The sequence below is a fragment of the Paraburkholderia sp. BGA-UO-ETr-F12 genome (genome assembly GCF_059567945.1).
The window spans coordinates 196487-220081 of record NZ_JCAQOZ010000066.1 but is presented as its reverse complement, the minus strand read 5'-3'; the positions used below and the strand labels follow the sequence as shown (position 1 = coordinate 220081).

Annotated in this window: 27 protein-coding genes and 1 tRNA gene; 11 read left to right on the top strand and 17 right to left on the bottom strand. The window is 63.5% G+C overall.

The annotated features are described in order from the left end of the window. Nucleotides 1-4: 4 nt before the first annotated feature. The gene (locus AC57B6_RS34550) at nt 5-1408 is read right to left on the bottom strand and encodes an undecaprenyl-phosphate glucose phosphotransferase (protein ID WP_496423017.1); all 1404 of its coding nucleotides are present in this window, start codon (nt 1406-1408) and stop codon (nt 5-7) included. A 43-nt stretch (nt 1409-1451) separates the two neighbouring features. Then, nucleotides 1452-2186 carry a Crp/Fnr family transcriptional regulator gene (locus AC57B6_RS34545; protein ID WP_028198151.1) on the bottom strand — a complete coding sequence of 245 codons (735 nt, stop codon included), beginning with the start codon at nt 2184-2186 and terminating at the stop codon, nt 1452-1454. Between the two features lie 220 nt (nt 2187-2406). On the opposite strand from AC57B6_RS34545, the gene AC57B6_RS34540 reads away from it, so the two are divergent. After that, nucleotides 2407-2649, top strand: coding sequence for a hypothetical protein (locus AC57B6_RS34540; protein WP_127837927.1), 243 nt, complete (start codon nt 2407-2409; stop codon nt 2647-2649). Between the two features lie 165 nt (nt 2650-2814). Here AC57B6_RS34540 and AC57B6_RS34535 read toward each other — a convergent pair whose 3' ends face one another. Genes AC57B6_RS34535 through AC57B6_RS34515 form a run of 5 tightly spaced genes read right to left on the bottom strand, consistent with a single transcriptional unit; the run spans nt 2815 to nt 9052 of the window. Next, on the bottom strand, nt 2815-5358 hold the full coding sequence (locus tag AC57B6_RS34535; protein WP_496423016.1) for a glycosyl hydrolase 2 galactose-binding domain-containing protein: 2544 nt from the start codon (nt 5356-5358) through the stop codon (nt 2815-2817). Further along, a complete protein-coding gene (locus AC57B6_RS34530) occupies nt 5355-6434 on the bottom strand; it encodes a DUF1839 family protein (RefSeq protein WP_496423015.1) in 1080 nt (359 codons plus the stop codon). The genes AC57B6_RS34535 and AC57B6_RS34530 overlap by 4 nt, the downstream gene beginning before the upstream one ends. After that, on the bottom strand, nt 6431-7504 hold the full coding sequence (locus tag AC57B6_RS34525; RefSeq protein ID WP_028198153.1) for an amino acid--[acyl-carrier-protein] ligase: 1074 nt from the start codon (nt 7502-7504) through the stop codon (nt 6431-6433). Before AC57B6_RS34525 ends, AC57B6_RS34530 begins: the two co-directional genes overlap by 4 nt. Nucleotide 7505: 1 nt before the next feature. After that, nucleotides 7506-8804: an acyl-CoA dehydrogenase family protein gene (locus AC57B6_RS34520; protein WP_496423014.1), complete on the bottom strand. Its 1299-nt coding sequence runs from the start codon at nt 8802-8804 to the stop codon at nt 7506-7508. Then, nucleotides 8801-9052 carry an acyl carrier protein gene (locus tag AC57B6_RS34515; protein WP_028198155.1) on the bottom strand — a complete coding sequence of 84 codons (252 nt, stop codon included), beginning with the start codon at nt 9050-9052 and terminating at the stop codon, nt 8801-8803. The genes AC57B6_RS34520 and AC57B6_RS34515 overlap by 4 nt, the downstream gene beginning before the upstream one ends. Before the next feature lie 263 nt (nt 9053-9315). Here AC57B6_RS34515 and AC57B6_RS34510 point away from each other — a divergent pair, with 263 nt between their 5' ends. From AC57B6_RS34510 to lepB, 5 genes are all read left to right on the top strand, one after another. Next, on the top strand, nt 9316-9849 hold the full coding sequence (locus AC57B6_RS34510; RefSeq protein WP_030102825.1) for a GNAT family N-acetyltransferase: 534 nt from the start codon (nt 9316-9318) through the stop codon (nt 9847-9849). Further along, a complete protein-coding gene (locus AC57B6_RS34505) occupies nt 9849-10511 on the top strand; it encodes a flavin reductase family protein (protein WP_235429639.1) in 663 nt (220 codons plus the stop codon). The genes AC57B6_RS34510 and AC57B6_RS34505 overlap by 1 nt, the downstream gene beginning before the upstream one ends. A 484-nt stretch (nt 10512-10995) precedes the next feature. Beyond that, nucleotides 10996-11715: a FadR/GntR family transcriptional regulator gene (locus tag AC57B6_RS34500; protein ID WP_028198158.1), complete on the top strand. Its 720-nt coding sequence runs from the start codon at nt 10996-10998 to the stop codon at nt 11713-11715. Nucleotides 11716-11875: 160 nt separating this feature from the next. Continuing rightward, nucleotides 11876-12874 carry a Gfo/Idh/MocA family protein gene (locus AC57B6_RS34495; protein ID WP_496423013.1) on the top strand — a complete coding sequence of 333 codons (999 nt, stop codon included), beginning with the start codon at nt 11876-11878 and terminating at the stop codon, nt 12872-12874. Between the two features lie 116 nt (nt 12875-12990). Continuing rightward, nucleotides 12991-13689 (top strand): signal peptidase I, encoded by a 699-nt coding sequence (gene lepB / locus AC57B6_RS34490; protein ID WP_496423012.1) that lies wholly within the window; start codon nt 12991-12993, stop codon nt 13687-13689. A gap of 40 nt (nt 13690-13729) precedes the next feature. Here lepB and AC57B6_RS34485 read toward each other — a convergent pair whose 3' ends face one another. From AC57B6_RS34485 to AC57B6_RS34460, 6 genes are all read right to left on the bottom strand, one after another. Continuing rightward, on the bottom strand, nt 13730-14389 hold the full coding sequence (locus tag AC57B6_RS34485) for an amino acid ABC transporter permease (RefSeq protein ID WP_028198161.1): 660 nt from the start codon (nt 14387-14389) through the stop codon (nt 13730-13732). A gap of 81 nt (nt 14390-14470) precedes the next feature. Continuing rightward, on the bottom strand, nt 14471-15265 hold the full coding sequence (locus tag AC57B6_RS34480; RefSeq protein WP_496423011.1) for a cystine ABC transporter substrate-binding protein: 795 nt from the start codon (nt 15263-15265) through the stop codon (nt 14471-14473). A 96-nt stretch (nt 15266-15361) separates the two neighbouring features. Then, on the bottom strand, nt 15362-16423 hold the full coding sequence (locus tag AC57B6_RS34475; RefSeq protein WP_081833168.1) for a quinone-dependent dihydroorotate dehydrogenase: 1062 nt from the start codon (nt 16421-16423) through the stop codon (nt 15362-15364). Between the two features lie 81 nt (nt 16424-16504). Next, nucleotides 16505-17326: an arginyltransferase gene (locus AC57B6_RS34470; RefSeq protein WP_028198164.1), complete on the bottom strand. Its 822-nt coding sequence runs from the start codon at nt 17324-17326 to the stop codon at nt 16505-16507. A gap of 116 nt (nt 17327-17442) precedes the next feature. Beyond that, the gene (gene aat, locus AC57B6_RS34465; RefSeq protein ID WP_030102833.1) at nt 17443-18180 is read right to left on the bottom strand and encodes a leucyl/phenylalanyl-tRNA--protein transferase; all 738 of its coding nucleotides are present in this window, start codon (nt 18178-18180) and stop codon (nt 17443-17445) included. Nucleotides 18181-18189: 9 nt separating this feature from the next. Continuing rightward, nucleotides 18190-18735 (bottom strand): NUDIX hydrolase, encoded by a 546-nt coding sequence (locus AC57B6_RS34460; RefSeq protein ID WP_028198166.1) that lies wholly within the window; start codon nt 18733-18735, stop codon nt 18190-18192. A 22-nt stretch (nt 18736-18757) separates the two neighbouring features. On the opposite strand from AC57B6_RS34460, the gene AC57B6_RS34455 reads away from it, so the two are divergent. After that, nucleotides 18758-19027 (top strand): hypothetical protein, encoded by a 270-nt coding sequence (locus AC57B6_RS34455; RefSeq protein WP_491564877.1) that lies wholly within the window; start codon nt 18758-18760, stop codon nt 19025-19027. Between the two features lie 8 nt (nt 19028-19035). Here AC57B6_RS34455 and AC57B6_RS34450 read toward each other — a convergent pair. Further along, nucleotides 19036-19112: transfer RNA gene (locus AC57B6_RS34450), tRNA-Met, on the bottom strand. A 269-nt stretch (nt 19113-19381) separates the two neighbouring features. Between AC57B6_RS34450 and AC57B6_RS34445 the strand changes: the two genes are divergently transcribed. Both AC57B6_RS34445 and AC57B6_RS34440 read left to right on the top strand, forming a co-directional pair. Continuing rightward, a complete protein-coding gene (locus AC57B6_RS34445) occupies nt 19382-19879 on the top strand; it encodes a heme-degrading domain-containing protein (RefSeq protein WP_153136008.1) in 498 nt (165 codons plus the stop codon). 10 nt (nt 19880-19889) lie between these two features. After that, the gene (locus tag AC57B6_RS34440; RefSeq protein WP_370689592.1) at nt 19890-20222 is read left to right on the top strand and encodes a DMT family transporter; all 333 of its coding nucleotides are present in this window, start codon (nt 19890-19892) and stop codon (nt 20220-20222) included. A 38-nt stretch (nt 20223-20260) separates the two neighbouring features. On the opposite strand, the gene AC57B6_RS34435 is transcribed toward AC57B6_RS34440, so the two are convergent. Both AC57B6_RS34435 and AC57B6_RS34430 read right to left on the bottom strand, forming a co-directional pair. After that, nucleotides 20261-20644, bottom strand: coding sequence for a hypothetical protein (locus AC57B6_RS34435; protein WP_106354985.1), 384 nt, complete (start codon nt 20642-20644; stop codon nt 20261-20263). Nucleotides 20645-20711: 67 nt separating this feature from the next. Beyond that, a complete protein-coding gene (locus tag AC57B6_RS34430) occupies nt 20712-20903 on the bottom strand; it encodes a hypothetical protein (protein ID WP_178369841.1) in 192 nt (63 codons plus the stop codon). Nucleotides 20904-21171: 268 nt separating this feature from the next. Here AC57B6_RS34430 and AC57B6_RS34425 point away from each other — a divergent pair, with 268 nt between their 5' ends. Continuing rightward, nucleotides 21172-21456 (top strand): DUF1488 family protein, encoded by a 285-nt coding sequence (locus AC57B6_RS34425; protein WP_028198171.1) that lies wholly within the window; start codon nt 21172-21174, stop codon nt 21454-21456. A 67-nt stretch (nt 21457-21523) separates the two neighbouring features. Here AC57B6_RS34425 and AC57B6_RS34420 read toward each other — a convergent pair whose 3' ends face one another. Then, a complete protein-coding gene (locus AC57B6_RS34420; RefSeq protein WP_496423010.1) occupies nt 21524-22534 on the bottom strand; it encodes an NAD-dependent epimerase/dehydratase family protein in 1011 nt (336 codons plus the stop codon). Nucleotides 22535-22668: 134 nt separating this feature from the next. Between AC57B6_RS34420 and AC57B6_RS34415 the strand changes: the two genes are divergently transcribed. After that, the gene (locus tag AC57B6_RS34415) at nt 22669-23568 is read left to right on the top strand and encodes a TetR/AcrR family transcriptional regulator (protein WP_496423009.1); all 900 of its coding nucleotides are present in this window, start codon (nt 22669-22671) and stop codon (nt 23566-23568) included. Nucleotides 23569-23595 lie beyond the last annotated feature (27 nt).

The window sequence follows — 23595 nt, the reverse complement described above, 5'->3', positions numbered from 1 at the left end:
GTGCTCAGAAGGCATTGCGGCCGACGAAACCTTTGAAGATCGTGATGAACACGATTTTCATGTCGAACCAGAACGACCAGTTATGGATGTAGAAGAGGTCGAACTTGACGCGCGCCTCCATCTTCTCGACTTTGGTGGTGGCGCCGCGGTAGCCGTTCACCTGGGCCCAGCCGGTAATGCCCGGCTTGATCCGGTAGCGGTGCATATAGCCGTACACCTGATCCTTGTAGAGATCGTCGTGTTCCACCGCGTGGGGACGTGGACCGACCACCGACATCTGGCCGAGCAGCACATTCAGAAATTGCGGCAGTTCGTCGAGACTGGTGCGGCGCATGAAGCCGCCGAGCTTCGTCACACGGGTGTCGTTGCGCGTGGCCTGCGTGAGCTGGCCGTGGGCTTCTTGGTGCACGGTCATCGAACGGAACTTGTAGATCGCAAACGGCTGGCCGTCCACCCCCTTGCGGATCTGCCGGAAGAACACCGGCCCCGGCGAGCTCAGCTTGATGCCGATCGCGAGCACGAAGAACACCGGCGCGAGCGCCAGCAGCGCGGCTGCCGCGAACAGGCGGTCGAAGATCAGTTTGGGCCACATCTGCGGCGACGAGACGGGCGTCGCGCTCAGATTGAGCGTCGGCAAGCCGACGACATCGACCAGCGCGTGATTGAAAAGCGAGAGGCTGCGTACATCGGGAATGAAGCGCAGGTTCACGAAATCATGCCTGAAAATGCGCGTGAAACGATAGATCGTATGTTCTTCCGAAAGCGGTAAGGCGAGCCACACTTCGTTCACGCGCTCTTCGCGCACCCTGGTGGCGAACGCATTCAGGTCGGTCAGCACCGGCAGGCGATTCAGCCGCCCGCCGCGCATGCCGGCCGGCTGGATGCCGGTGTCGCTGCTGGCGCTGGTGTCGAACATGCAGACCGGTTTGAAGCCGGCTTGCGGCGCATGGTCGAGATGCGCGAGCAAGGTACGCGAGAAGCCGGGCGCCCCGACGATCGCGACCGTGCGGAAGTTCATCCCCCGTCGGCGCACGCTGCGCAACGCTACATGCACGAGACACTTGGTGAGGATGATCAGCGCGCCGGAGATCAGCGTCGAGTAACCGAACCACAGCCGCGAAACCGCATCCATGCGGTGCAAGGTGAACGCCAGCACCAGAGCGGTGGCGACCACCACCAGCCACGCGGCGGCCACTCTCAGCAGCATCGCAGGCAGCGCCTTGCCGCGCCACGGTTCGTAGACGCCGAAGCCGGGAAACATCAGCAAGACGAGCACACAGTTAAAGGCGATCAGGAGGCGCTCCGTGTCCGATAACGCAATCGGCGTCGAAAAGCGCAACCAATGAGCGATCAACCCGCCCGCAATCACGAAGAGTGCGTCGAGAAATCGCGCAGTATTCCTGAACATAGTGATCTACCCTGTGATCGAACGATGCAGCCTTGGGGGCTGCTTACTCGACGGTTTCGGCCTGGCGAAGGCGTGGCAGCAGACGGTCGAATTCGCGTTTGACGAGGCCGTAGCATTCGCAGGCGCGAGCCTCGAGACCCTTGCGGTCGAGTATCTTGATATGACCGCGGCTGTGATGAATCAGCCCTTCGTCGTGCAACTTGCCGGCCGCTTCGGTGATGCCTTCGCGGCGCACGCCGAGCATGTCGGCGATCAGTTGCTGGGTGACCGTCAGGTCGTTCGATGCCACGCGATCCACTTCGATCAGCAACCAGCGGCACAATTGCTTGTTCAACGCGTGGTGGCGATTGCAGGCCGCGGTCTGCGCAACTTGCGTGAGCAGGGCGTGCATATACAGCAGCATCAGGCGGCGCAGAAAATCGGAGCGTGCGAATTGCTGCTTGAGGGCCTGTGCGCTCATCCGGTAGGCGAAGCCGGCGCATTGCACCTGCACGCGGTTCGGCATGGTTTCGCCGCCGGTGAGCACCGGCACGCCGGTCATGCCTTCGCGGCCGACCGCGGCGATTTCGACCGAGCTGCCGTCTTCCATCGTCGAGAGCATCGAGATGATTGCGGTGGTCGGAAAGTAGACGTGATGGATGCGTTGACCTGAATCGCACAGCAGTTGTTCGGTACGCAGATGAACCAGTTCGAGATGAGGGGCAAGCGCTTGCCATTCGTGGGACGGCAACGCGCCGAGCAAATGGTTACCGTGCAGATCTGATTGAAGTGTCAACATGATCGGTCCTCGCTGAAGCCACGCGCTGCGTGGTTTCGTGTCTTTGATCCGATGCCTGCATCCCTGAATTGACTACGTGCTGCCTGGCGAGCAGCGAAGGGATAAACAGGAACGGCCCCGTATTGGCCTGACGCGTCACCGCCATTCTTGTGAATCACGTTGCGGTGACAGTGCTGCGCTTCTCCTTTAGCGAGGAGTGTGCCAAGCGTAGGGAAAACCAGTGCTGGTGCGGCGCAGCGAAAAAAGTCTTAGCGGTGCGCGAAGCCAAATGCGGTTTTTTGTTTCAATTCTGCACAACGCCGATTTAACGGGCGGTTCCGTCGAAAGGTATTTTTATTCGAGCCAAGTCATTGATCGGATTGAGTTAGCGGTTGATGAGCAGCGCTTTGCCGCAGGTATCGTGGCGCCGCAATCGCCTTTGCAGGTGCGTTTCTGGGGGCCGTCCGGGGTGTGTCGGAATTGATTCAGATGTGTTCTATACGCTGCGTGCGGAGTAGTACGAAGTGTCTTTCCGGAGGCCGGAAATCCGTAGGTCAACCCGTTGTGATTCCGCTGACCAGACAGATAAATTCGCGCAGCGCGAGGTTTTACGCGCTTCGCGAGGTGATAGCTAGTGCAGGGACGACATTCAACCGTAGAAGGTGGCGGATATCGCATTGATCGCGCGAACTTCACCGGCGGGTGCCGCGCATGTTGCGTCTGCTTTAAACATCGCGTTCGATGCGTGTGCAACCAGTTTCTCGACGGGCAGGAGCGGCACGGTGTGAGCACGGTTCGGCGGTAGATGAAACCAGTCCTGCGCGGCGCGGTAATTCGCGTCAATGATATGAACGAAGCGCGCAAAGCGCTGCGCTTCAATGACCAGTTGCCAGCCGTCGGCGGTGCGCTCGGGGCGTACCGTCAGGCCCAGGTCGTGACGAACGTCCGCGCGCCGTTCCGGCAGATGAATCGCTTCTGAAACGATCCGGCCGCTCGCCGGGTCGCGCAGTGTCGCAATCGTTACGTCGTGGGCGCGCGGCCCAAAACGGTAGGCGTGCGTGAAATCGAAGAACTGGCCGAGGCATTCCCCCGCGCCGATTCGCTGCGAGCTGTGCGGCGGCAGTTCGACCGTGCGGCTGGCCGAGACCACCTTGACGCTGCCGTCGCGCAGGCAGGCCAGTTCCAGTTGCGCGAGCAGTGGCTCCGCGCGCTCGTTCAGCAGATGAATATCGAGGCCGTTGAGGCCCTCGTCGGTCAGCAGCAGCTGGATGGGTTGCAGCGCCCGCGCGAGCCCGTGCAGGGCGCTTTTAGGCCGTCCTGTGGCGTCGATCAAGCCCCAGCCCGCGCCGGCTCGCAGATCCTGAAGCTGCCAGACCAACGCGCCGCCGCAGCTCGAACCGGTGCGCCGCCATTCGGCGAACACGTCGCTCATCAACTCGGCGACCACGGCGCGCGACAGATCCAGATAGCGTTCGGGGTCTTCGTAACGCAAGCGCGCCGGCTCGACACCGTAAAGCGTCTGAAGATAATGGTCGCGTACGTCGTCGAAATCCCAGCCGGCGCCGGGGTCGCGCGGTACGGCCGCTTTCCAGCGCGGATCGTGCGGGTGGATCGTGCCCCGCGCGTCGCGCAAGGTGGCGTCGTCCGGCACGTTGGCGAAGGCGAGACATTCGGCGGCGAAACGGACCTGCGAGCGGCGCGCGTCGTCGAGCGGGCGTTGATAGGCGCCCACGCCGTAGTAGTGCGTGATGCCTTCATTAGTGGAAAACGGCCACGCGCCGCCCGAGGGCGAATTGCTGACATACGGTACATCCGACCGCTCGCGCGCCACGATGGCGGGTAGCTGTTCGGTAAAAAGTGGTTGCGCACGCATCGAATCGGGCAGGCCGAACATGGCCGCCTGCTGGTCGACTTCACTGCCCCCGCACAGCACCGCAAGCGACGCGAAGCGCCGTGTGCGGGCCAGAAACTGCGTCGCTTCGCGTTCGATGGACGCGCTGAAGGCGGCGTCGTTCGGGTAGTCGAAATTCGCCAGCGCGAAGTCTTGCCAGATCAGCAGCCCATACTCGTCGGCAAGCGCGTAGAAGAGATCGGACTCGTACACCATCGTGCCGCCGACCCGCAGCATGTTCATCCCGGCATCGCGCGCGAGTGCGAACGCATGGCGCAGCTGCGCCTCGTTGCCGCTCAGCGTAACGAGATCGGCGCTGGTCCAGCAGGCTCCCCGGCAAAACACCGGCATGTCATTGACGCGCAATACAAAGCCTGTACCCTGCGCGCCGCGATCGACGTCGATGCTGCGAAAACCGATCGATCCCAGTGAGTGGGAGATCGATCCGGGTATGGTGTGGCTGATCGAGCCGGATATCGCGCGCTCGTCATCAAGCTGCAACGTCAGAGGATATAGAGTGGCTTCGCCGTGCGTGTGTGGCCACCAGCGTTTGGCACGCGGTACGCGCACGCTGCCGGTCAGTGTATATGCATCGCGCCATTGCAAAGACGAAACATGGTCACCGCAATTCAACGCGGCAGTGCACGCGTCGGCGTCATGCGGATGCACGAAACGTAACGTGAGCGATACAACGCCGTCGCCGTCTTCGATGCGGCTGCTCAGATCGAGTGTGTCGAATGCGTGCGTCGCGTCACTCAGGATTTCAATGGGCCGCCATGGACCGACTGCCTGCACCGACGGACACCATCCGGGCATATGGCCGAGCAGGGTGGTGCGCACGTTGCGCAAGGTGGGCGGCGTGACGAGCCGCGGCCGCCAGCGGGCGCGCGAACGTTTGGCCGCGAGCGCCGGCGTCAGCGAGCGAAAGCACAATGCGAGTGTCGCGCTGCCGTGCAGTTCGATCTCGAGATCGTGCGCGATAAACATCGAATCGGAGTCGAGGCGCCTGCTGCCGTCGAGCCAGACTTCGGCGAGCGTGGCGAGGCCCGAGAAACGCAAGCGGCGTGTGCCCGTGCCGGTCAGCGTGAGCCGGTACCAGTGATCGTCGAAAGCCAGAGGCGGCGGATTCGCGATGTCCAGCAAACCGGCGGCACGGCGCGCGCCCGCCACCGTGCCGGGCACCTCGGCGGCGAGCCAGCCCTGCGTGGGTAAATCAGCGGGTGATGCACATGCACCGGCCGGCGTGCTGACACACTGCCAGCCTGTGTCGAGTGATTGCGGCCAGAGGTCCGGACTCGTCACAGCACGAGTGCGGCGAGCGGGGGCAGCGTCTTTTCATAGGCGCTTTCGAGCACGTCGAAGCAGTCTTCACACGAATCGCGACGCCTACGCGCGATGGCCCGCACAAGCCGGAACTGCATCACCATCGACTCCGACGCGATCCGCTGCGCCGCTGCCGGGATCGACTCCGGCACATCGAAGCCTTGCGCGGCCAGCCACGTCAGATACTTCGAGAGAAACTCGAAGTTCGCGCCGAGCTGCCGCATCAGGTTGAATGAATAGGGATGGAAGAACGCCTCGCCGCGTTCGAGCAGCATGTCGAGATGCGCGGGAAAGGCCTCGCGCCACTGCGAGATCGGATTGACCAGCGGCCGCCGCGCCAGATGGGCGCACAGCAATTCCGCCGATGCTTCGACGAGGGCGGTGCCTTCCAGCGCGGGTCGAACCTGCTTGGCGAATTCGACATACGGAAACAGCAGATCCGCTTGCTGCGCGAACTGCGGCAGCTTGCGAAAGACGCCGTCGTAGTCTTCGCCGTCGAGCAGGTGGTAGCCGGTATTGTGGAAATAGCCCAGACGCCGTGCCGCGGGATCGATGAAGTCGATCCCGATCGTGGTTTTCGGATGCTCGCGCCGATACGAGGTGGCTCGTGTATTAGGCAGGTAATAACCGTCCACTTCCACCAGCACCGTATGGCCGCGCAGCGTCTGCGCGTGCACGCGGGCTTCGAGGGAGTCGTAGATCGCCAGTTCCTGCACCTGGGTGCCATATAGGCGCTCGAGGTCGTCGAGCGGGAATTTGAAGAACGTGAACTGATCGCCTTCGAAGTCCTGCGTGACGGTAAAGCCGAACGCCGCGCGCGGATCGAGCCCGAAGCCGTGCAGCAATTCGATCCACAGGTCGACGTAGCAGTTGGTCTCCTGCCACACCCGCTCGCCTTGATGCAGCGCGTGCGGGGCGTGCTGCCGCAACGGAGCCGCGGCCGCTGTGGATGCTGTGGGTGCGGCCGTGCCGCCGTGAGGCGGCAGATCGAGCCGGCGGGACATTGGGAAGGTCGCCTGACCTTCCTTTGGCGTAGGGACCGGGGATGGATTCATACGCGCTCTCCGGCATCGTGCGACGCCGTGGAGGCGGCCTGCATGGCTTGCATGCCTTGCGCGACGCGCGCCTCGGTGTCCCCCCACAGCAGCGCGCGCACGTCGTCCGGCCACGCCGTGACGTCGAGCCCGTGGTGACGGAACAGGGCGAGCGTGATGCGCTCCATGCCGAAGCCGACGCAACCGGTGTGCGCCACCGTACCGTCTTCGCAGGCGATCTTCCAGATCGCGCCGAAGTGGTCCATGTGATAGTTGAACGAGAGGCACGCGGTCTTGCTGTCGGCGTTCGCCACCGGAATCAGCAGTTCGAACTTGAGCGCCTGGGCGCGCTGGCTATCGGCGACGATCTTGCCGCCGCGGCCGAAGAACGGGTCGTTGGCGAGATCCACGTCGACCGGCAGTTGCAGCAGCGTAATCAGCAGCGAACCGCGTTCGATCCACATCTGCCGGAATGCCATCACCTGTTCGGCGTTGCCCAGACGCACGTATTCGCGTTGCCGGAACATCTGCATGCGACCCGGATCGAGCGACGGTTCGTGGCGGAAGCAATACGACAGCACGTCGATGGTGCGGCCCCCGGCAGGCAGCGGGCCGCGCCGCGCCATGACCGGATAGATCGGATAGCAGGCGGCCGGCGTGAGTACCACGCGGGTCGGTTGCTGTTGTTCCATCCATTCTTCGCTGCGCTCGTCGTCGCGCTCGTCCATGGCCTTATCGAGCGCGCGCAGCAGGCGCTGATGCCCCATGTCGTTGCCGCAGAACGAATGGATCGTGCCGGCGAGGTTGGGAAAGCTCTTCAGATATTCGCTGTCCTCGAAATCGGTGCGGCGCATGGCGGGCGGAAAGCGCAGTACCTCCGGCTGCTGGTCGGCGCCGAGATGCGTGATCGCCACGTTCAGGCGCTCCACTACGTCCTCGAAAATCTGGCTGCGGCCGTACAGGCCGTTTTCGCCGGTATCGATCAACAGGCCGGCGGCCAGCAATTCGTCGCGGAAAGTCGGCGCCGCGGGTTGCCGGGCGGCAGCGGCCGTCTCAACCGCCAGCGCTGCGGTGTCGGTCATCGTGTTCATGTCAGGCTCTCCCCGGAGCGGCAGGACGTTGCGCGAGCAGCAGGCTCGCCGTGTTCTGCGCGATACGGTCGTTGTTGATCATTAGCGGTGCGGAGTAGAGGTCGCGCAAATGCCGCCCCACGCTGTATTCCGTGCCGTTCTTGTAGCCCGCCATGCCGCAGATCATCAGCACTTCCTGAACGACCTGCAGGGCGGTGTTCGAAACGCTGGTCTTCAGCGTGTTCATGTCGGAGGCGAAGCCGAGCATCGCCGAAAGCGGCGCATCGGCCTGGCAGCCGCCATGCCGCGCGTGATGGGCGGCGCGCGCCGCGTCGAAGGCAACCGACAGGCGTGCCTGCATCATCTGCAGCAGGCCGACCGCTTCGGCGAGGCGCAGGCCGGCCGGCGGGATCGAGCCCGGTTTCGAGCGGGCCTGGGCGCGGAAGAAAGCTTTCGCGCGATTCACCGCGTCGCTGGCCACGCCGGTCCATACGGAGGCCCACAGCGTGTGCGAGACCGGCAGCATGGTCTGATCGGCGATATCGGCGAAGGGGGTGGGCAGGATCTGCTCGGCGAGCCCCGTGGCGACGAGCCGGAAGCCCTCGCTGCAAGTGCCTCGCATGCCCATCGAATCCCAGCCGCCGCGCTTTTCCAGTTGTGTTTCTGCGCGTAACGCGACGATCAGCACCTGGTCGGCCGCGGCCGATTCGGCGGTGCGCCGGGCGGTGACCAGAATGCCGTCGGCGTGGGCGCCGTACGAGATCGTCGGCGCCAGTTTTTCAACGCGAAAGCGCTGCTGGCCGGGCTCTCCGTCGAGCTCGACCGAGCAGGCGCTGGTGCGCATATTGCCGCCGATGGTTTCTTCAGACGTAGCCGAAGCCAGCAGCCATTGATGTTCCGCCAGTTGCGCGAGCAACTGCCGTTGCCACGCCGACTCGCTGCCGTGCGCCTCGATGCAGGCGACCTGGATCTGATGCATCGCATACACCATCGCAGTGGAGGCACATCCCTGCGCGAGTATTTCGCAGATCGCGCCGACATCCGCGAGCGAGAGTCCCGCGCCGCCGAACGTGGCCGGCACCATCGCCGATAAAAGACGTTCGCGTTTGAGCGCCTCGAAAGCTTCATGGGGAAAGCGCGCTTCGCGATCCACCGCATCGGCGAACTGCGCGGCCACGGCGGCGCAGCGCTGCGCCGCGGCGCGCCAGCCAGGCTCGGTTTCCACCGCGCTCAGCACGACACCCGCAGCGGCGGGTTGCACCGCGGCGGACTGCGCGAGTGGCGCCGTCACCGTGGGTGTGTCCGGCAGCGGGGCGTTCATGCTGCCGCCTGCGCCTGTTGCAGCTCGGTGATCGCGGCGGCCATCGAATCGATGCTTGAGAACAACCGGCGCGTCAGCATCCGGTCTGGGATTTCAATGCCGAATTCATCTTCGATAGCCAGCATCAGATGCACGGTCGCGAGCGAGGACAGACCTGCGGCGTAAAGATCGGCATCATCGGCCAGGGTGTCTGGCGAGACGTCGAGACGGGCTGATTCGGAAAGGATGCGGCGCAGTGCTGTTTTCATCTTGGGGTGTCCCCTTGTAGGTAAGCAGTCTTTCGAACGGTGCTGACGTGAAACGAACGGATGTCGCCGTTCTGGTCCCGACGTTTCGTATTTAAGGATCGGCAAAGCCCAGCGTCAGTGCGATGCCGCACGGAAACGCGTGTTTCGCGGACGTACCGTGTAGGCCTGAGTACAGGCAACTACAGGCCGGCGTGTCGGGTCAGGCCGTCGGGGGCGGCGCGTGATGCCGTCCTCGCTGAACGTATTTAACGCTGGGGAAAGTGATGAACTGGAAAACGCTGGATTTCGAGCAGTTATCCGCACGCGAGTTGTATCTGATCCTGCGGGCACGCAGCGCGGTCTTCGTGGTCGAGCAGTCGCATGTCTGTCTGGATGCCGATGGCCGCGACGAAAGCGCGCTGCACGTCTTCGCGGTCGAGGATATGGCACGGCCCATGCCGATTCTGGCCTATGCACGCTTGCAACCCGGCGACGCCGAAGATCCCGAAATCACCATCGACAAGGTGCTGACAAGCCCGCTGCGGCGCGGCGACGGCACCGCGGAACTATTGCTCGAACGGGTGCTGCAGGCGATCGCCGAGCGCTGGCCGGGACACGCCGCGCGTGTGAGCGCGCCAGTCGGGCTGCGCGGTTTCTACGAGCAATTCGGCTTTCGCAAGACGGAGGGGCCGTATCTCGATCACGGCGTGCCGTTCATCGGTCTGACGCGCCAGTTGCGCGGCAAGCAACCGCTCTTTGCCACGCGGCGCCGCGAGCGCGACGGCGCGGCGTTCGTCAACACGTTCGAGCTCCTATAATGGCGCGCGTGCTGAGCGCGCCTTCCACGCAGATGGGACGCGTGGCGCCACGAACCCCGCAATCGCGAGGTTCCGCGGAGGGCTTCGATATATACAGGAATCCTGACGAGGAGAAGGTGCCGTGTGCGGACCCGGCATGCGCAAACGCGGGCGCTTCGGGCGCGGCGGATCAGAACGTGTCGAGCTTCGACGAGCGCCGTTTTCGTCATGCGCTAGGGCGGTTTGCAACCGGCGTCGTGGTGATTTCGGCCGGCAGCGGCGACGGCATGCACGCGATGACCGCCAACGCCTTCATGTCCGGGTCGCTCAGGCCGCCGTTGATCGTCGTATCGGTCGGGCACCGCGCCCGCATGCACGAGCGTTTGATGAACAGCGCGATGTTCGGCGTGAGCGTGCTGTCCGATGCGCAGGAACGCCATAGCCGGCACTTCTCCGGCGAACCGCAGAGCCGGTTCGCGCCGCGCTTTGCCCCGGTGGAAGGCTTGCCGGAGGTGGTGCTGCTTGAACACGCGGCAGCCCGTTTCGCGGCGCGCGTGGTGGACCGGCATCCGTGCGGCGATCACACGCTCTTTGTCGGCGAGGTGCTGGTGTTCTCGCTCGACGAACATGCACCGCTGATCTTCTTTGGCGGGCGCTATGCGTCGATGGCGACACCGCTTTGAGACTCCGCCCGCCTCGCCGCGTGTCATGCCGGCCACCGCATCGCTCCCGGCGCCTGGTTGCTGCAGCGGCGTGTTCGGCGCGCTTCCTTTCAATTCGCCCTCGTTCATTGCGTTCCATGGCCGACGATATTCGGCGTCTGACCGGCGGTCCCGTCCGGCCCGGTTTTCTGTACCTGTTCGGGTCCGCTCAAAGTATGACGATCAGACAATTCGGTCCATTACGTGCGTCTTCGCACTATGCAAATTTTCCAACGCAGGCACGCTTGAGACGCAAGCTTATGGCCCGTCAAAACATGCGGCGTTACAAGGACGAAACAATTCTTCAGAGGGATAACCCTCTCAGGAGGTTTCCCAACTGGCGTAACCGTTTTGATGCTAGCAACGTATCGTAAAAGAACCATTACGCATCGATACAACGACACGCCAGGGCCGGTTGATCAACAGGGCTACGCGGGGGCAAACACCGCTTCGGGGAGAGAGGGTCATGGAACAGGCAAACAAGGATCGATCGCTGGTCAGCAAGGTCATGGACGGACTTGTGACCGGTATTGTCGAAGAGAAGTACGGCGCCATCCTGCCACCGCAGGATGTGCTGTCAAAGGAGTTCGACGTCAGCCGCACCGTCATGCGCGAGGCGCTGTCGATGCTGCTCGCGCGCGACATGCTGGACGTGCGGCCCAAGATCGGCACGCGTATCCGGCCGATGAGCGACTGGCGCATGATCGACGAGGACGTCGTGAACTGGCGTTTTCGCGCGAAGCCCGATCCGCTGTTTCTACGCGACGTGATCGAGTTTCGCATCCTGATCGAACCGCGCGCCTCGGCGCAGGCGGCCGCGCGCGGCAGTGCCGCCGACATCGCGGCGATTCGCGAGGCGTTCGAGGCGTTCCGCGCGATCCAGCCAGGCGAGTCCAGCTATCAGGCCGCCGATGAACTGTTCCACGCGCGCATCATGGTAGCGAGCGGCAATCAGTTCTTCAAACAGATGGCGGCGATCATTCGCGGCGCGCTCTCGACCGTCAATCCGATCGTCAGTCAGAAGGACGGTTTGTGGGAGACGGCGGTGAGCACGCATCAACGCGTGCTCGAAGCGATCGAGCGGCGCGATCCGAAGGAAGCGGAAATCGCCTCGCTGGCAATGATCGATTACGCCACGGAAGAACTCGGCAACAAGGTCGCCTCGGAACCGCCGGAGCGTGGCTGAGTGTAGCCAGGCATGGCTGGGCACGGCTGTTGCGGCAGCGGCTCCAGATCGTCGTTCGGGAACGCCGGCTTGATGAGCAGTGCGGCCGCATACCCGCGCATGCACGCGTGGCTTGCGTCACAATAGCGCCTGCTCTGAACCGCGCGGACTCGAAGGAACGATGACAATCGCCATGCAGGAACTCCCCCAGGGCGCCATGATTCGCTGGGGAATCGTTGGGACGGGCCGCATTGCCCGTCGCTTCGCTGTTGGACTCACCCACGTGCCGCAGGCGCAACTGACCGCGCTGTGGTCACGTCGTGCAGAACCCGCGCGGGCCTTCGCCGAAGAATTCGGCGGCGAAGTGTGCGCGAGTTTCGACGCACTGCTCGCAAGCGGTATCGACGCGCTCTATATCGCCACCGTCCAGGACAGTCACGCCGACTACGCGATCGCCGCGCTGCAAGCCGGCCTGCACGTGCTGTGCGAAAAGCCCGCCACCATCAACAGGCCGCAACTCGAGCGCGTGCTCGAGGTCGCGCGTGCCGAAAAGCGGCTTTTCATGGAAGCCATGAAGCCGCCGTTTTATCCTCTCTACAGAAGGCTGCGCGCGCATCTGGAGGCCGATCCCATCGGCGAGGTCGGCCTCGTGCGCGCCGGCTGTTCGGTACCGGGCGTGCCGGACGACCATCCGTCGATGTCGTTCGAGCATGCCGGCGGCGCGCTGCTCGATATCGGCGTGTACGAGATGTTTCTCGCGGTCGACTGGCTCGGTGCGCCGCGCGAGGTGCAAACGCTCGGGCGGCTCGGCTCGACCGGCGTCGATACGTTCGCGAGCCTGAACAGCCGGCATGAACGCGGTATCGCCCAGTTGTTTTGCGGACTCGATCTGCACGGCAAGGGCGACGCGTTGCTGATGGCGAAGGGCGGCCATGTCACGATTCATGAGCCCTGGTGGAATCCGGCGCGCGCCACGATCCGCTACGCCGATGGCCGCGTGGTCGAACTCGATGAACCGTTCGAGGGCGGCGGTCTGAACTACGAGACCGCGCATTTCTGCGAGCTGATTCGAGCGGGACAGTTGGAGAGCCCGTTGATGCCGCACGCAAAGTCGCTGCAGATGATCGAAATGGCTGACGCGGCGCGCGCCGCGCTCGGGCTCAAGTTCGCGGGAGAGTGACGGCTGTCGCCGCGTTGCTTTTGGCGGCGATGGTACGATTTGCACGGACGCGGACTCGAATAAAAAGGGTCCGCACATCTACCGCTTTCGATCACCTTCCACTGGAGCCGCCTGCGATGCGCATGCTTGGAAAACTGTGGCGCGACAATAAAAGCCTTGTCGCCTTTCTGTTCCTGATGGTGCTATTCCGCAGCGCCGTGGCCGACTGGAACGTCGTGCCGAGTGGTTCGATGCTGCCGACCATCCGCGAAGGCGACCGGATCTTTGTCGACAAGATGGCCTACGATCTGCGCGTGCCGCTCACCCACATCACGATCGCGCATCTGCACGATCCGCAGCGCGGCGATATCGTCACGATCGATTCGTCTGCCGCGCATGAGTTGATCGTCAAGCGTCTGATCGGTTTGCCCGGCGACAGCGTCGCGATGCGCGACAACGTGCTGTACGTGAACGGCGTGCGCGCGGATTATCAGCCGTTGAAACTCAAACCGCTGCCGGGCGATACGGCTTCGCGAGGCGACTATCTGACTGAGCGCTTCGACGGCGTTGTGCATACGGTACGGCTTGCGCCTGACGCGCCGAGTCCGCGTAGTTCGTTCGGGCCGGTGATCGTGCCGCAGGGCGAATATCTGATGCTCGGCGACAATCGCGACGACAGCGCCGACTCGCGCTACTTTGGCTTCTTTCCGCGCAAGGAACTGATGGGCCGCACGCGTCACGTCGCGTTTTCGCTCGACCCGGATCACTACTACAAACCGCGCTTCGAGCGTTTCGGCGCACCGCTGGACGCGGCATCGCTCACCGCCAGCCGGTAGGTTGGCAGCGGGCGATTCAATCGCCTGGTGATTCAGCGGCTCAGTGCCGCGACGGCAGCGCCAGGCGCTTTTCGTACCAGTGCTGCACCCATTCGAGCACCTGGCACAGCACCCAGTAGACGGCGGCTGCCGCGAGGTACAGCGGCAGCGGCTGATAGGTCGACGCGATGACCTCCTGCGCGCTGCGCAGCAGTTCGGTCACGGTAATCACCGATACCAGCGAGGTGTCCTTGATCAGACTGATCAGGCTGTTCGACAGACTCGGCACGGCGATGCGCAAGGCCTGCGGGGCGATCACGTAGCGCAGCGTCTGGCGCCGCGAGAGTCCGAGGCTATAGGCGGCTAGCCATTGGCCGCTGGGAATGCCGAGAATCGCACCGCGCATGCTCTCCGACAGATACGCCGCCACGTTCGCCGACAATGCGATCACGCCCGCAGGGGTGGGGTCGAGCGATATGCCGAGACTCGGCAAGCCGTAATAGATCACGAATATCTGCACCAGCAGCGGCGTGCCGCGGAACAGGCTGACATACACGCGCGCGATCCAGTTCAGCACGCGGTTGTGACTGATGCCCATCACCGCGAGCAAGGCGCCGGCCAAGAGGCCGAAGATCATCGACAGAACCGCGAACTTGACCGTCAGGATGGCGCCCTGTGCAAGCACGGGAAGCGATTGGACGAGCAGGGAAGTGGTGGACATGAGCGATTGCCTGGGTTGGCGCGCAAAGAAACAAAGGGCGGCATCGCCGACGATGCCGCCCTTCGCATTATCTGGCGTGCGTTACTTGATCGGCTTGCTGACGTCGATGCCGAACCATTTGTCCGAGATCTTCGAGAACGTGCCGTCTGCTTCGAGCTGGGCCATCGCGTCGTCGATCGCCTTGGCGAACTTCGGATTGCCCTTCTTGAACGGAATGCCCGACGGGTTGCCCGCGCCGAGTGTGGCGCCGGTGCGCAGCGGCAACTGCGAATTCTTCATCAGATACGCGAGCATCAGGCGGTCGTTCAGCGCCGCGTCCAGACGGCCGGCGGCCAGATCGCGCAGATATTCAGGCGCGCCCGGATACGTCTTCACGTCGATGCCCGGCACCGATTTCGCCATGTCCATGTAGTTCGTGCCCAGACCGACGCCGAGCTTCTTGCCCTTCAGATCGTCGAGCGATTTGAACTGGCGCGTGTCGTCCTTACGCTGGATCAGTTGCGCGGCCGAGTACGTGTAAGCCGGCGAGAAATCGAGCACCTGCTTGCGGGCGTCGGTGATGCCGACCTGGTTGACGATCACGTCGAACTTGTTGGCCTGCAGACCGGCGATGATGCCGCTCCACTCGGTCGTGACGAATTCAGGCTTCACGCCGAGCCTGGCGGCGACCGCTTTGGCGATGTCGACGTCGTAGCCGACCAGTTCGCCCGACGGCGCTTTCGAATTGAACGGCGGGAAGGTGCCCTCCAGACCGATGCGCAGCGTGCCGCGCTGCTTGACCTGGTCGAGCAGGTCGTCTGCATGGGCGGCCACAGCCGTGAACGACGCGCCGATCAGGCCGGCAACGAGCATCTTCTTCAGCAAGCCAAATTTCATCGTGTTCCTTTCTGTACGTCTGATGTTTTAACAGACAAAAGCATAACAAAACAGACTATCGAAACCTAAATATCGTTTGTTTATGTCTATATGTTTTTAGCGCAGTGCCTGCGCGCACTCGGCTACCAGCGCCGGGCCGCGATAGATGAAGCCGGTATAGAGCTGGACCAGCGAAGCGCCCGCAGCCAGCTTGGCGCGCGCATCGTCGCCCGAGAAAATCCCGCCCACGCCGATGATCGGCACCGTGTCGCCGACTTCGGCGCGCAGCTTGCGGATCACTTCGTTGGACGCGTCGAATACCGGCTTGCCCGACAGGCCGCCGGCTTCGTCGCCGTATTGCATGCCGGTGACGGCGGTGCGCGACAAGGTGGTATTGGTGGCGATCACGCCTTCGAACTTGTGACGCAACAGCGTGTCGCCGATCGATTTGATCTGCTCGTCGTCGAGGTCCGGCGCGATCTTCAGCGCGAGCGGCACCAGCTTGCCGTGCATGTCGGCCAGACGCTGCTGCTTGTCCTTGAGCGCCGCGAGCAGTGCGTCGAGTTCGCCCGCGCCTTGCAACTGGCGCAGATTCTTCGTATTCGGCGACGAGATGTTGACCGTCACGTAGCTCGCGAACGGGTACACGCGTTCGAGGCAGTACAGATAGTCTTCGGCGGCGCGCTCGATCGGCGTGTCGGCATTCTTGCCGATGTTCAGCCCGAGAATGCCGCGATAGCGCGCGGCCTGCACGTTCTTGACGAACTGGTCGACGCCCGCGTTGTTGAAGCCCATCCGGTTGATCACAGCATTCGCCTGCGGCAGGCGGAACATGCGCGGGCGCGGATTGCCCGGCTGTGCGCGCGGCGTGACCGTGCCGACCTCGATGAAGCCGAAGCCGAGCGCCGCCAGACCGTCGATGCACGCGCCGTCCTTGTCGAGTCCCGCGGCGAGTCCGACCGGGTTCCTGAACGTCAGCCCCATCACGGTGCGCGGCGCATCCGGCACGCGTGGCGCGAGCGCCCCGGCAAGACCGGTGCGGCCGGCGGCGCCGAGAATGCGCAAAGTCAGGTGATGAGCGTCTTCCGCGTCCATGCGAAAGAGTTGGGCGCGTACGAGCGGGTAGAGGGAACTGAACACGGGGCGAAGCCGGGAGGCCGGAAAATGGGAACCCGCCATTTTACCGGCTTTAAGGCATTAATGAGACCAATGGGTCGAGACGCTCGGGCGCGAACCCTTGGGACCGCTTGGCCGCCGTGACTACGGACGCAGCGGCCCGCGCCGGCCGTGAATCGCCAGATCGACCGGCGGCAGATCGATGCTGGCGGGATCGAGTACTTTCCACGCGCCGTCGATCAGGCCTTCGAGCGGCCGGAAATTCGCCTTGTACGCCATCTTCGGACTCTCGCGAATCCAGTAGCCGAGGTACACGTAGGGCAGCTTGAGGCTCTTCGCCTGTTCGATCTGCCAGTAGATGTTGTAGGTGCCGAAACTGGTGTGGGGCAGACCCGGTTCGAAAAACGTATAGACCGACGAGAGCCCGTCGCCCAGGATGTCGATCATGCTGATCATGCGCAGAATGCCCGGCGCGTCCGGATGATCCGGCAGAGGCTCGCGAAACTCGACCAGCCGCGAGTTGATCCGGCTCTGCAGCAGGAACTGTTCGTACTGGTCGCGACTGTCGCGGTCCATGCCGCCGCCGGCATGCCGTGCCGACTGATAGCGCATGTAAAGCGCATAGTGCTCTTCGTCGTAATGCAGCGGGGCCACCGTCGCGATCAGCTCGCCGTGTTTTTTCCAGACCCGGCGCTGGGTCCGGTTCGCCACATAACTGTCGACCGGCACGCGCACCGGCACGCAGGCGCGGCAGCCGTCGCAATACGGGCGGTAGGTGAACACACCCGAGCGGCGAAAGCCCGCTTTGACGAGGTCGGTATAGACGTCGGAATTGATCAGATGGCTGGGGGTGGCGACTTGCGAGCGCGCGATGCGGCCATCCAGATAGCTGCAGGGATAGGGCGCCGTTGCATAAAATTGCAGCGCGGAAAGCGGCGAAAGAGGCAGCTCGTTGGGATGAGTCACGTTGGCAGCTCTCGAAGCGTCTCTGGTAGTGCAAACCCGGCGCCTTGCGGATGTCAACCCGCGGCTCGCGACCCGCGGCTCGGTAGGCGACGGATCCGGATTCGGCCTGATTCTTTCTACGCCGGCGGCGCGACGACATCGCGCAAGACGGTCTTGTCGAAGCGCCAGGGAATCGGCGGTGCATCGACAGACGCGCGAACATGCGCGATGAACGCTTTGCGCGCTATCTCGCGACCGCCAAGCGACGCCAGATGCGACGTGTTCTGCTGGCAGTCTATCATTTCTATTTCGTGACGGCGCAAGTGTCCGACGAGCGCGGCGAGCGCCATTTTCGATGCATCGGTAACCTCCGCGAACATCGATTCGCCAAAGAACATCCGGCCGAACGAGACCCCATACAAACCGCCCACGCGCCGGCCTTCGAACCAGGTTTCGATGCTGTGCGCATCGCCCACCCGATGGAGCGACGAATACGCCTCGATCACGTCGGCGGTGATCCAGGTGCCGCGCTGGCCGCGCCGGGGCGCCTGCGCGCAGGCGCGCATCACGGCGGCGAAATCATGGTCGACGCGGATTTCCCAGGTGTCTTCGCGCAGCACGCGTTTGAGCGTCTTGCGCAGCGACGGCGACACCTTGAATTCGGCGGGGCGCAGGATCATGCGCGGATCGGGACTCCACCACAAGACCGGCTGGCCGTCCGAGTACCACGGGAAGATGCCGCGCCGATAGGCGTCGATCAGCCGCGACGGCAGCAGGTCGCCGCTCGCGGCGAGCAGGCCGGGTGCGCCGCTTGCCGCGCCGAGCGCGCGCTCGACGGAAGGAAACGGATCGTCAGGTCCGAGCCAGGGAACCATGCGCGCCGCTCAACCTTCGCGCAGCGAGCGGAAAATGTCGCCCGTATGCAGGCCGAAGCTGCCGGTGGCACGGTCAGCGAAAAAAAAGCGCAAGGTCTGGCCGACGGTCGGGAAGGCGATCTCGTCCCACGGAATCTCGTGTTCCTCGAAGAGTTTCACTTCGAGGCTTTCCTCTCCGGCCTCGATGTCGAGGTCGAGCAGGCGCGCCATATAGAACAGGTGCACCTGATGCACGTGCGGCACGTTCAGCAGCGAAAACAGGTTCTGCACCTCGACGCGCGCGCCGGCTTCCTCCAGCGTTTCGCGCGAAGCGGCTTCGGCGGTGGTTTCGCCCATTTCCATGAAGCCTGCCGGCAGCGTCCAGTAGCCATAGCGCGGTTCGATCGCGCGACGGCACAGCAGCACTTTGTCGTCCCAGACCGGAACGGTGCCGACCACGTTGCGCGGATTCTGATAGTGCACCGTGCCGCAACTGCCGCATACGAAGCGCTCGCGGTTGTCGCCCGGCGGAATGCTCAGGCTGACGCCGTGGCCGCAGACAGAACAGAATTTCATAGGAAGGGGACGAGAAAGGGTGATGGGAGTTTATCACTGGGGCGCGCTTTGCCGGGAGCAGGGTATGGCGGGGCGCGCCGATGGGTTCGGGGCGGCACTATTTCGCCGTTCGGAGGCGTCCCGCCGGCGCGCCGACCGGGCGCCACCGTTGCGAAAGAAAGTGGATCTGTTTGGAGTCCGGATCAATGAGGCGATGTGCTTGCCCGGACGCTGGGAAGGAGAGGCTGAAAACAAAAAAGGCCTGCCGGTTGGGCAAGCCTTTGATGTTGTTTCGACGTTTCGAACCAGCTAAATACTGCTTGGTTGCGGGGGTAGGATTTGAACCTACGACCTTCGGGTTATGAGCCCGACGAGCTGCCAGACTGCTCCACCCCGCGTCCGTCGAAGAAAAGATTATAGAACAAAGCGGCAGCCCACGCAATAGCTGTTTAAGAATCGGCTTCAATACGCGCCACGTCAGTTGTCAAGTGCGGCGTGGCGCTCGCTGGCGCGGCACGCTCTCACGTCGCCGCACGCATTGCCGGTGTCGCATACCAGAAGGCTCTCGAAAGGTGCTGCGCTAGAATCCAGGTTCTCCGCGCGGCGCCGCGATGTGGAGTGCAGGTGCAACGGCCCGCGTCTCACCTCTTATCTTGCTCTGAATGCCATGGATATCGCTCACGATCTACAGGTGATTGCCGCTCAGGAACACGCGCTGGTGTTCCCGCAATTCGACGCCGACCGCGCATGGCAGATCGGCGCGTTTCTGCACGAGCTTGCCAAGGCCCGTGGCATTGCCGCTGCCATCGACGTGCGCACGTTCGGCCAGCCGCTGTTCTTCAGCTTGCTCGACGGCGCAACGCCGGACAATGTCGATTGGGCGCGCCGCAAGGGCAACACCGTCGCGCATTTTCGGCGCAGTTCATACGCGATCGGTTTGAAGATGCAGCAGTCGGGCAGCACGCTCGCCGACAAGCACGCGTTGCCGGCCACGGAATATGCGTCCCATGGCGGCGCGTTTCCATTGACGGTAACCGGTGCCGGCGTGATCGGCTCGATCACGGTATCCGGTTTGCCGCAACGTGCGGATCACGAACTGGTGGTGGAAGCGCTGTGCGCCCATCTCGGCCACGACTACAGCAAGCTCGCGCTTGCAAAGGCCTGAGGCGATGCGGATGCCCCCGTATGCATTGCTCGCCATTGCAATCGTCGCCGAAGTGGTTGCGACCTCTGCCATGCGGGCGTCGGAAGGTTTCTCGCGGTTGGTGCCCTCGGCGGTCGTGGTGATCGGTTACGGCATCGCGTTCTATTTGCTCTCGCTCACGCTGAAGAGTATTCCGGTGGGTATCGTCTACGCGGTGTGGGCCGGCGCCGGCATCGTGCTGATTACACTGGTTGCGCTCGTGCTGTACCGGCAAGTGCCGGACGTGCCGGCCATCATCGGACTCGGGCTGATCATCGCCGGGGTCGCCGTGTTGAACATCTTCTCGAAGATGCAGGCGCACTGAGCACGCGCGCCGAGCATGCGCCGAGCACGCTCTGTGCGTTATTTGCAGCGCACGATCATCGAGCGGTTTTTCACGTTAGCCGAGACGACGTTCGTGATGCTGCCGCCCGCAGCGCCGCCTTCGTCGTTGTCTTTCGACACGATGTCGTAGCCGGTCGCGCCACATGCCTTGCCGGCCTGCACGTAGCAGGAGGCCCAACTGGATGCGGCGTCGGCGCCGCTGCAGTTCACCGCAAAACCGGTCTGACCGTTCGGCAGATTGATCAGCGAGGTGGTGTTCGACGATGCGCAGCCGCTCAGACCCGCGCCGAACAGCACAGCGGCGGGCAGGGCGGCAAACAGGGACGCGCTGCGGATCAGGGCAAGCGCGTTGCGGCCCGATCGGAGGCGGCCGGAGCGGCGCAGTTGCGTCATGAAATGCATCGTGATGTCTTCCTTTCAAATAGGTATCGAGGCTCGCCACACCCTGGACGTGCGCCCTTGTGCAGGGCTAAGGCGTTTCGATTGTGATGCCCGCCGCGCCAACCAGTTGGCGGCTTTCCGCGCCGCTTTCAGTTGCCGCGTCTTCCCAGATGCTAATGGCTTTCGGAATGTCGATGCCGTGGCTTTCGGCGTAAGCAAACCATCGGGTTGCCGCGTCCGGCTCAGGCAATTCGTGGTTCTGCAGAAAATATTTTCCCATATTGCGCTCACTGACCTCGAAATGGCGTCACCGTGTCAGCACGGATCGTGCCGGTCAGCAAGTTCGACCGAGGCAGGCGGCACAAGTGCAATCAGCATAGCGATTCGCCTGCGGCACCGATCGGTTCCGCAAACGCGGCATCGGACAAAAAGCGGGAAGGGCGCTGGACCGTGGTCCAGCCGCGCGAGTACCATAACGGGCATGTCCGGGGAGGCGGACGGTATTCACTGTCGCAGCTTTTCCGCCGGATATTTCTGATGAGGCGACCATGGAAATTCAGTTTCCCGCGGATGCGCCTGCTTACCGCGACTCCAATCTGACCGTCGTGTTTCCCGCGCTCGTGGACGGCGAACCGGTGCCGTGCGCGATCTCGGTCGAGGCGCTCGAGGATCACTTCGGCGCGTACCCGGAGGATCTCGAAGGCTGGATGCGCGCGTTCGATGCCGGGCGTCCGCGCATCGAGGCAGTTGCGCGCGAGCATTTGCAGATCAGCAACGGCACGCCCGTGCTGCTCAGGAGCGGCCATTTTCCGCCTGGCAACGTGGCGGGCTGATCCGGTTTATTCGCTGCTGCGTGGATAATGGGCATCAATTTCCCGCGCTTGCGAAATCCGTTCACGGTCAGGCCGTTGTTGCGGAGTCGCGCTGCGTTTCCGCGCTCGCCGATGCCGCTATCCGCGCGGCATCGAAACAACGCCGGATACCTTCTTCGTACGAGGTTTTTTTGATCGGGCCGATCAGCTTCACCAAGGCGGCGTCGTCCAGCACAACCGGCTCGGTCATCAGGTAATTCATCTCCACCAGTTCGCGCATCAGCGGATTGAAAAGACCGAGCAGGCGCAGCATGGTCTTGCCGGCGACCATCAGCTTCGGCTCGCGGCCGGCCAGCGCATAGGCCTGTCTCGCCACTTCACGCTGCGTGATCGTGCCCGTGCCGGCCAGATGCCACCAGCGGCCGTATGCGTCGGCCGTGCGCGTGAGTGTCTCGACCACCGGTCCGATATCCGGCAGGTAGACGAATTCGTGCGGCACATCCACTGGTCCGATCATCTGTGCGCGCTTGCCCTGTGCCGCCGCCTCGAATACGCCATTGATCAGACTGCGTTCGATGCCGGGGCCGTAGAAATCCGGCAGCCGCAGCACCAGTGTCGACAGGCGGCCCGACCCGCTGGCGCGGCCATGCGCCGCCAGCACCAGCTTCTCCTGCTCGAGCCGCATCTTGCCCTTGAACGTGTGGGGCTCACGCGGATGATCTTCGCTGATCGGATTGCCACGCGCACGGCCGTACGGATACACGGTACCGATCAGAATGAGGCGCTCGACACCCGCTGCCGTCACGCCGGCGAGCGTTTTTTCCATGAGCGGCGGATGCTCGGCGAACCGGTCGTAGGGCACGCCCACCAGGTAGATCACAGTCTGCAAACCGGCAGCCGCGGCGCTGATCGAAGCCGGCTCATCCGGATTCCACGTGACGATTTCCGCGTGCGGGTCGTGACCGAAGGCCGCTTCGAGCGGGGCGCGCGAGCGGCCGACCACCCGGTAATCCCGGCCCGCCGCGCTAAGCGCGGCAGCGATGATTTGACCTGCCGCGCCGGCGGCACCGAATAAACCGACTTTTCCTATGGCTTGCATGGCGACTCCTGAAAGTGGCGCCTTATCGCGCCAGGATGGTGCTGACTGATTGATGAGAATTTAATGAACACTGTTCAGTAAACGGTGTTCAGTTTAATTTGACTTTTCAGTTTGTCAACCTGAAAATGTTCGTCATGGGAATCGCCGAACGAAAAAACCGTCAGAAACAGGCGCTGCGCGAGCGCATCCTCGATGCAGCACGGCGCATCGTGATGCGCGAAGGCTTTGCCGCGCTGTCCATGCGCAAGATTGCCGACGCCATCGAGTATTCGCCCGCCACGCTGTACCTTCACTTCGCAAGCCGCGATGAGATCGCACGGGCGTTGTGCGCGGAAGGCTATGCGCAATTGCTGGAGACCTTCGTGCCGCTGGCGCAGATTGCCGATCCGACCGCGCGGTTGAAGGCGATCGGGCGGGCTTATGTGGCCTTCGGTGTCGCGCATCCGGAAACCTATCGTCTGATCTTCATGGAAGACCCGAGCTACACGGGCGCGGCGCTGGGCGGCGCGGCCGCCGTGCTGGCCGGTGCTCCGGTGACTGGGGCCGCGCAGGCGGGTGTGCCAGGCGAGACCGTGGAGAGCGCGGCGGCAGAAACGCCGGCCGTGGCTTCTGCTCTGCCCGGCAACGCGGCCGGGGCGATTGTCGAGCCTGCAAAAGCAGACGAGCCAGACGACCCGGATGCTGCGGCCTTGTACGTGATGATCTCCGCGATCGAAGAACTGAAAGCGGCGGGGCGCTTGCCCGCATCGATGGAGGTGGGGGTGTGGGCGGAGGCGTTCTGGGCGACCCTGCACGGCATCGTCGCGCTCAACCTGACATGTCCCGTGTTTCCGACTGCGCCGCTGGATACCGTGGTGGGTATCGCGCTCGATGCCTGGCTCGGAACGCAGCAGGCCGGGCAGCCGCAAGGCGCTACGAGCGCTGCCCGCCCGCGTAAAAAGAAGTCTGCTGAAGCGCCGTCTGAATCGGCCGTGGAGGCCGCCGGCAACGCCGGGACCCAGCCCGCCGCCAGGCCTAAAGCCGCGAGGGCGTGATAACGTTCAGTTCCGGTTCATTTCGCG

What these genes read in the sequence shown, in the direction of transcription:
- AC57B6_RS34425 (WP_028198171.1), top strand. Translation starts at nt 21,172, where the DNA reads ATGGAAATTCAGTTTCCCGCGGATGCGCCTGCTTACCGCGACTCCAAT.
- AC57B6_RS34435 (WP_106354985.1), bottom strand. Translation starts at nt 20,644, where the DNA reads ATGCATTTCATGACGCAACTGCGCCGCTCCGGCCGCCTCCGATCGGGC.
- AC57B6_RS34525 (WP_028198153.1), bottom strand. Translation starts at nt 7,504, where the DNA reads ATGAACACGATGACCGACACCGCAGCGCTGGCGGTTGAGACGGCCGCT.
- AC57B6_RS34475 (WP_081833168.1), bottom strand. Translation starts at nt 16,423, where the DNA reads ATGGCGGGTTCCCATTTTCCGGCCTCCCGGCTTCGCCCCGTGTTCAGT.
- aat (WP_030102833.1), bottom strand. Translation starts at nt 18,180, where the DNA reads ATGGTTCCCTGGCTCGGACCTGACGATCCGTTTCCTTCCGTCGAGCGC.
- lepB (WP_496423012.1), top strand. Translation starts at nt 12,991, where the DNA reads ATGCGCATGCTTGGAAAACTGTGGCGCGACAATAAAAGCCTTGTCGCC.
- AC57B6_RS34500 (WP_028198158.1), top strand. Translation starts at nt 10,996, where the DNA reads ATGGAACAGGCAAACAAGGATCGATCGCTGGTCAGCAAGGTCATGGAC.
- AC57B6_RS34495 (WP_496423013.1), top strand. Translation starts at nt 11,876, where the DNA reads ATGACAATCGCCATGCAGGAACTCCCCCAGGGCGCCATGATTCGCTGG.
- AC57B6_RS34460 (WP_028198166.1), bottom strand. Translation starts at nt 18,735, where the DNA reads ATGAAATTCTGTTCTGTCTGCGGCCACGGCGTCAGCCTGAGCATTCCG.
- AC57B6_RS34440 (WP_370689592.1), top strand. Translation starts at nt 19,890, where the DNA reads ATGCCCCCGTATGCATTGCTCGCCATTGCAATCGTCGCCGAAGTGGTT.
- AC57B6_RS34420 (WP_496423010.1), bottom strand. Translation starts at nt 22,534, where the DNA reads ATGCAAGCCATAGGAAAAGTCGGTTTATTCGGTGCCGCCGGCGCGGCA.
- AC57B6_RS34430 (WP_178369841.1), bottom strand. Translation starts at nt 20,903, where the DNA reads ATGGGAAAATATTTTCTGCAGAACCACGAATTGCCTGAGCCGGACGCG.
- AC57B6_RS34530 (WP_496423015.1), bottom strand. Translation starts at nt 6,434, where the DNA reads ATGAATCCATCCCCGGTCCCTACGCCAAAGGAAGGTCAGGCGACCTTC.
- AC57B6_RS34510 (WP_030102825.1), top strand. Translation starts at nt 9,316, where the DNA reads ATGAACTGGAAAACGCTGGATTTCGAGCAGTTATCCGCACGCGAGTTG.
- AC57B6_RS34445 (WP_153136008.1), top strand. Translation starts at nt 19,382, where the DNA reads ATGGATATCGCTCACGATCTACAGGTGATTGCCGCTCAGGAACACGCG.
- AC57B6_RS34520 (WP_496423014.1), bottom strand. Translation starts at nt 8,804, where the DNA reads ATGAACGCCCCGCTGCCGGACACACCCACGGTGACGGCGCCACTCGCG.
- AC57B6_RS34485 (WP_028198161.1), bottom strand. Translation starts at nt 14,389, where the DNA reads ATGTCCACCACTTCCCTGCTCGTCCAATCGCTTCCCGTGCTTGCACAG.
- AC57B6_RS34505 (WP_235429639.1), top strand. Translation starts at nt 9,849, where the DNA reads ATGGCGCGCGTGCTGAGCGCGCCTTCCACGCAGATGGGACGCGTGGCG.
- AC57B6_RS34415 (WP_496423009.1), top strand. Translation starts at nt 22,669, where the DNA reads ATGGGAATCGCCGAACGAAAAAACCGTCAGAAACAGGCGCTGCGCGAG.
- AC57B6_RS34515 (WP_028198155.1), bottom strand. Translation starts at nt 9,052, where the DNA reads ATGAAAACAGCACTGCGCCGCATCCTTTCCGAATCAGCCCGTCTCGAC.
- AC57B6_RS34545 (WP_028198151.1), bottom strand. Translation starts at nt 2,186, where the DNA reads ATGTTGACACTTCAATCAGATCTGCACGGTAACCATTTGCTCGGCGCG.
- AC57B6_RS34455 (WP_491564877.1), top strand. Translation starts at nt 18,758, where the DNA reads ATGGGAGTTTATCACTGGGGCGCGCTTTGCCGGGAGCAGGGTATGGCG.
- AC57B6_RS34550 (WP_496423017.1), bottom strand. Translation starts at nt 1,408, where the DNA reads ATGTTCAGGAATACTGCGCGATTTCTCGACGCACTCTTCGTGATTGCG.
- AC57B6_RS34480 (WP_496423011.1), bottom strand. Translation starts at nt 15,265, where the DNA reads ATGAAATTTGGCTTGCTGAAGAAGATGCTCGTTGCCGGCCTGATCGGC.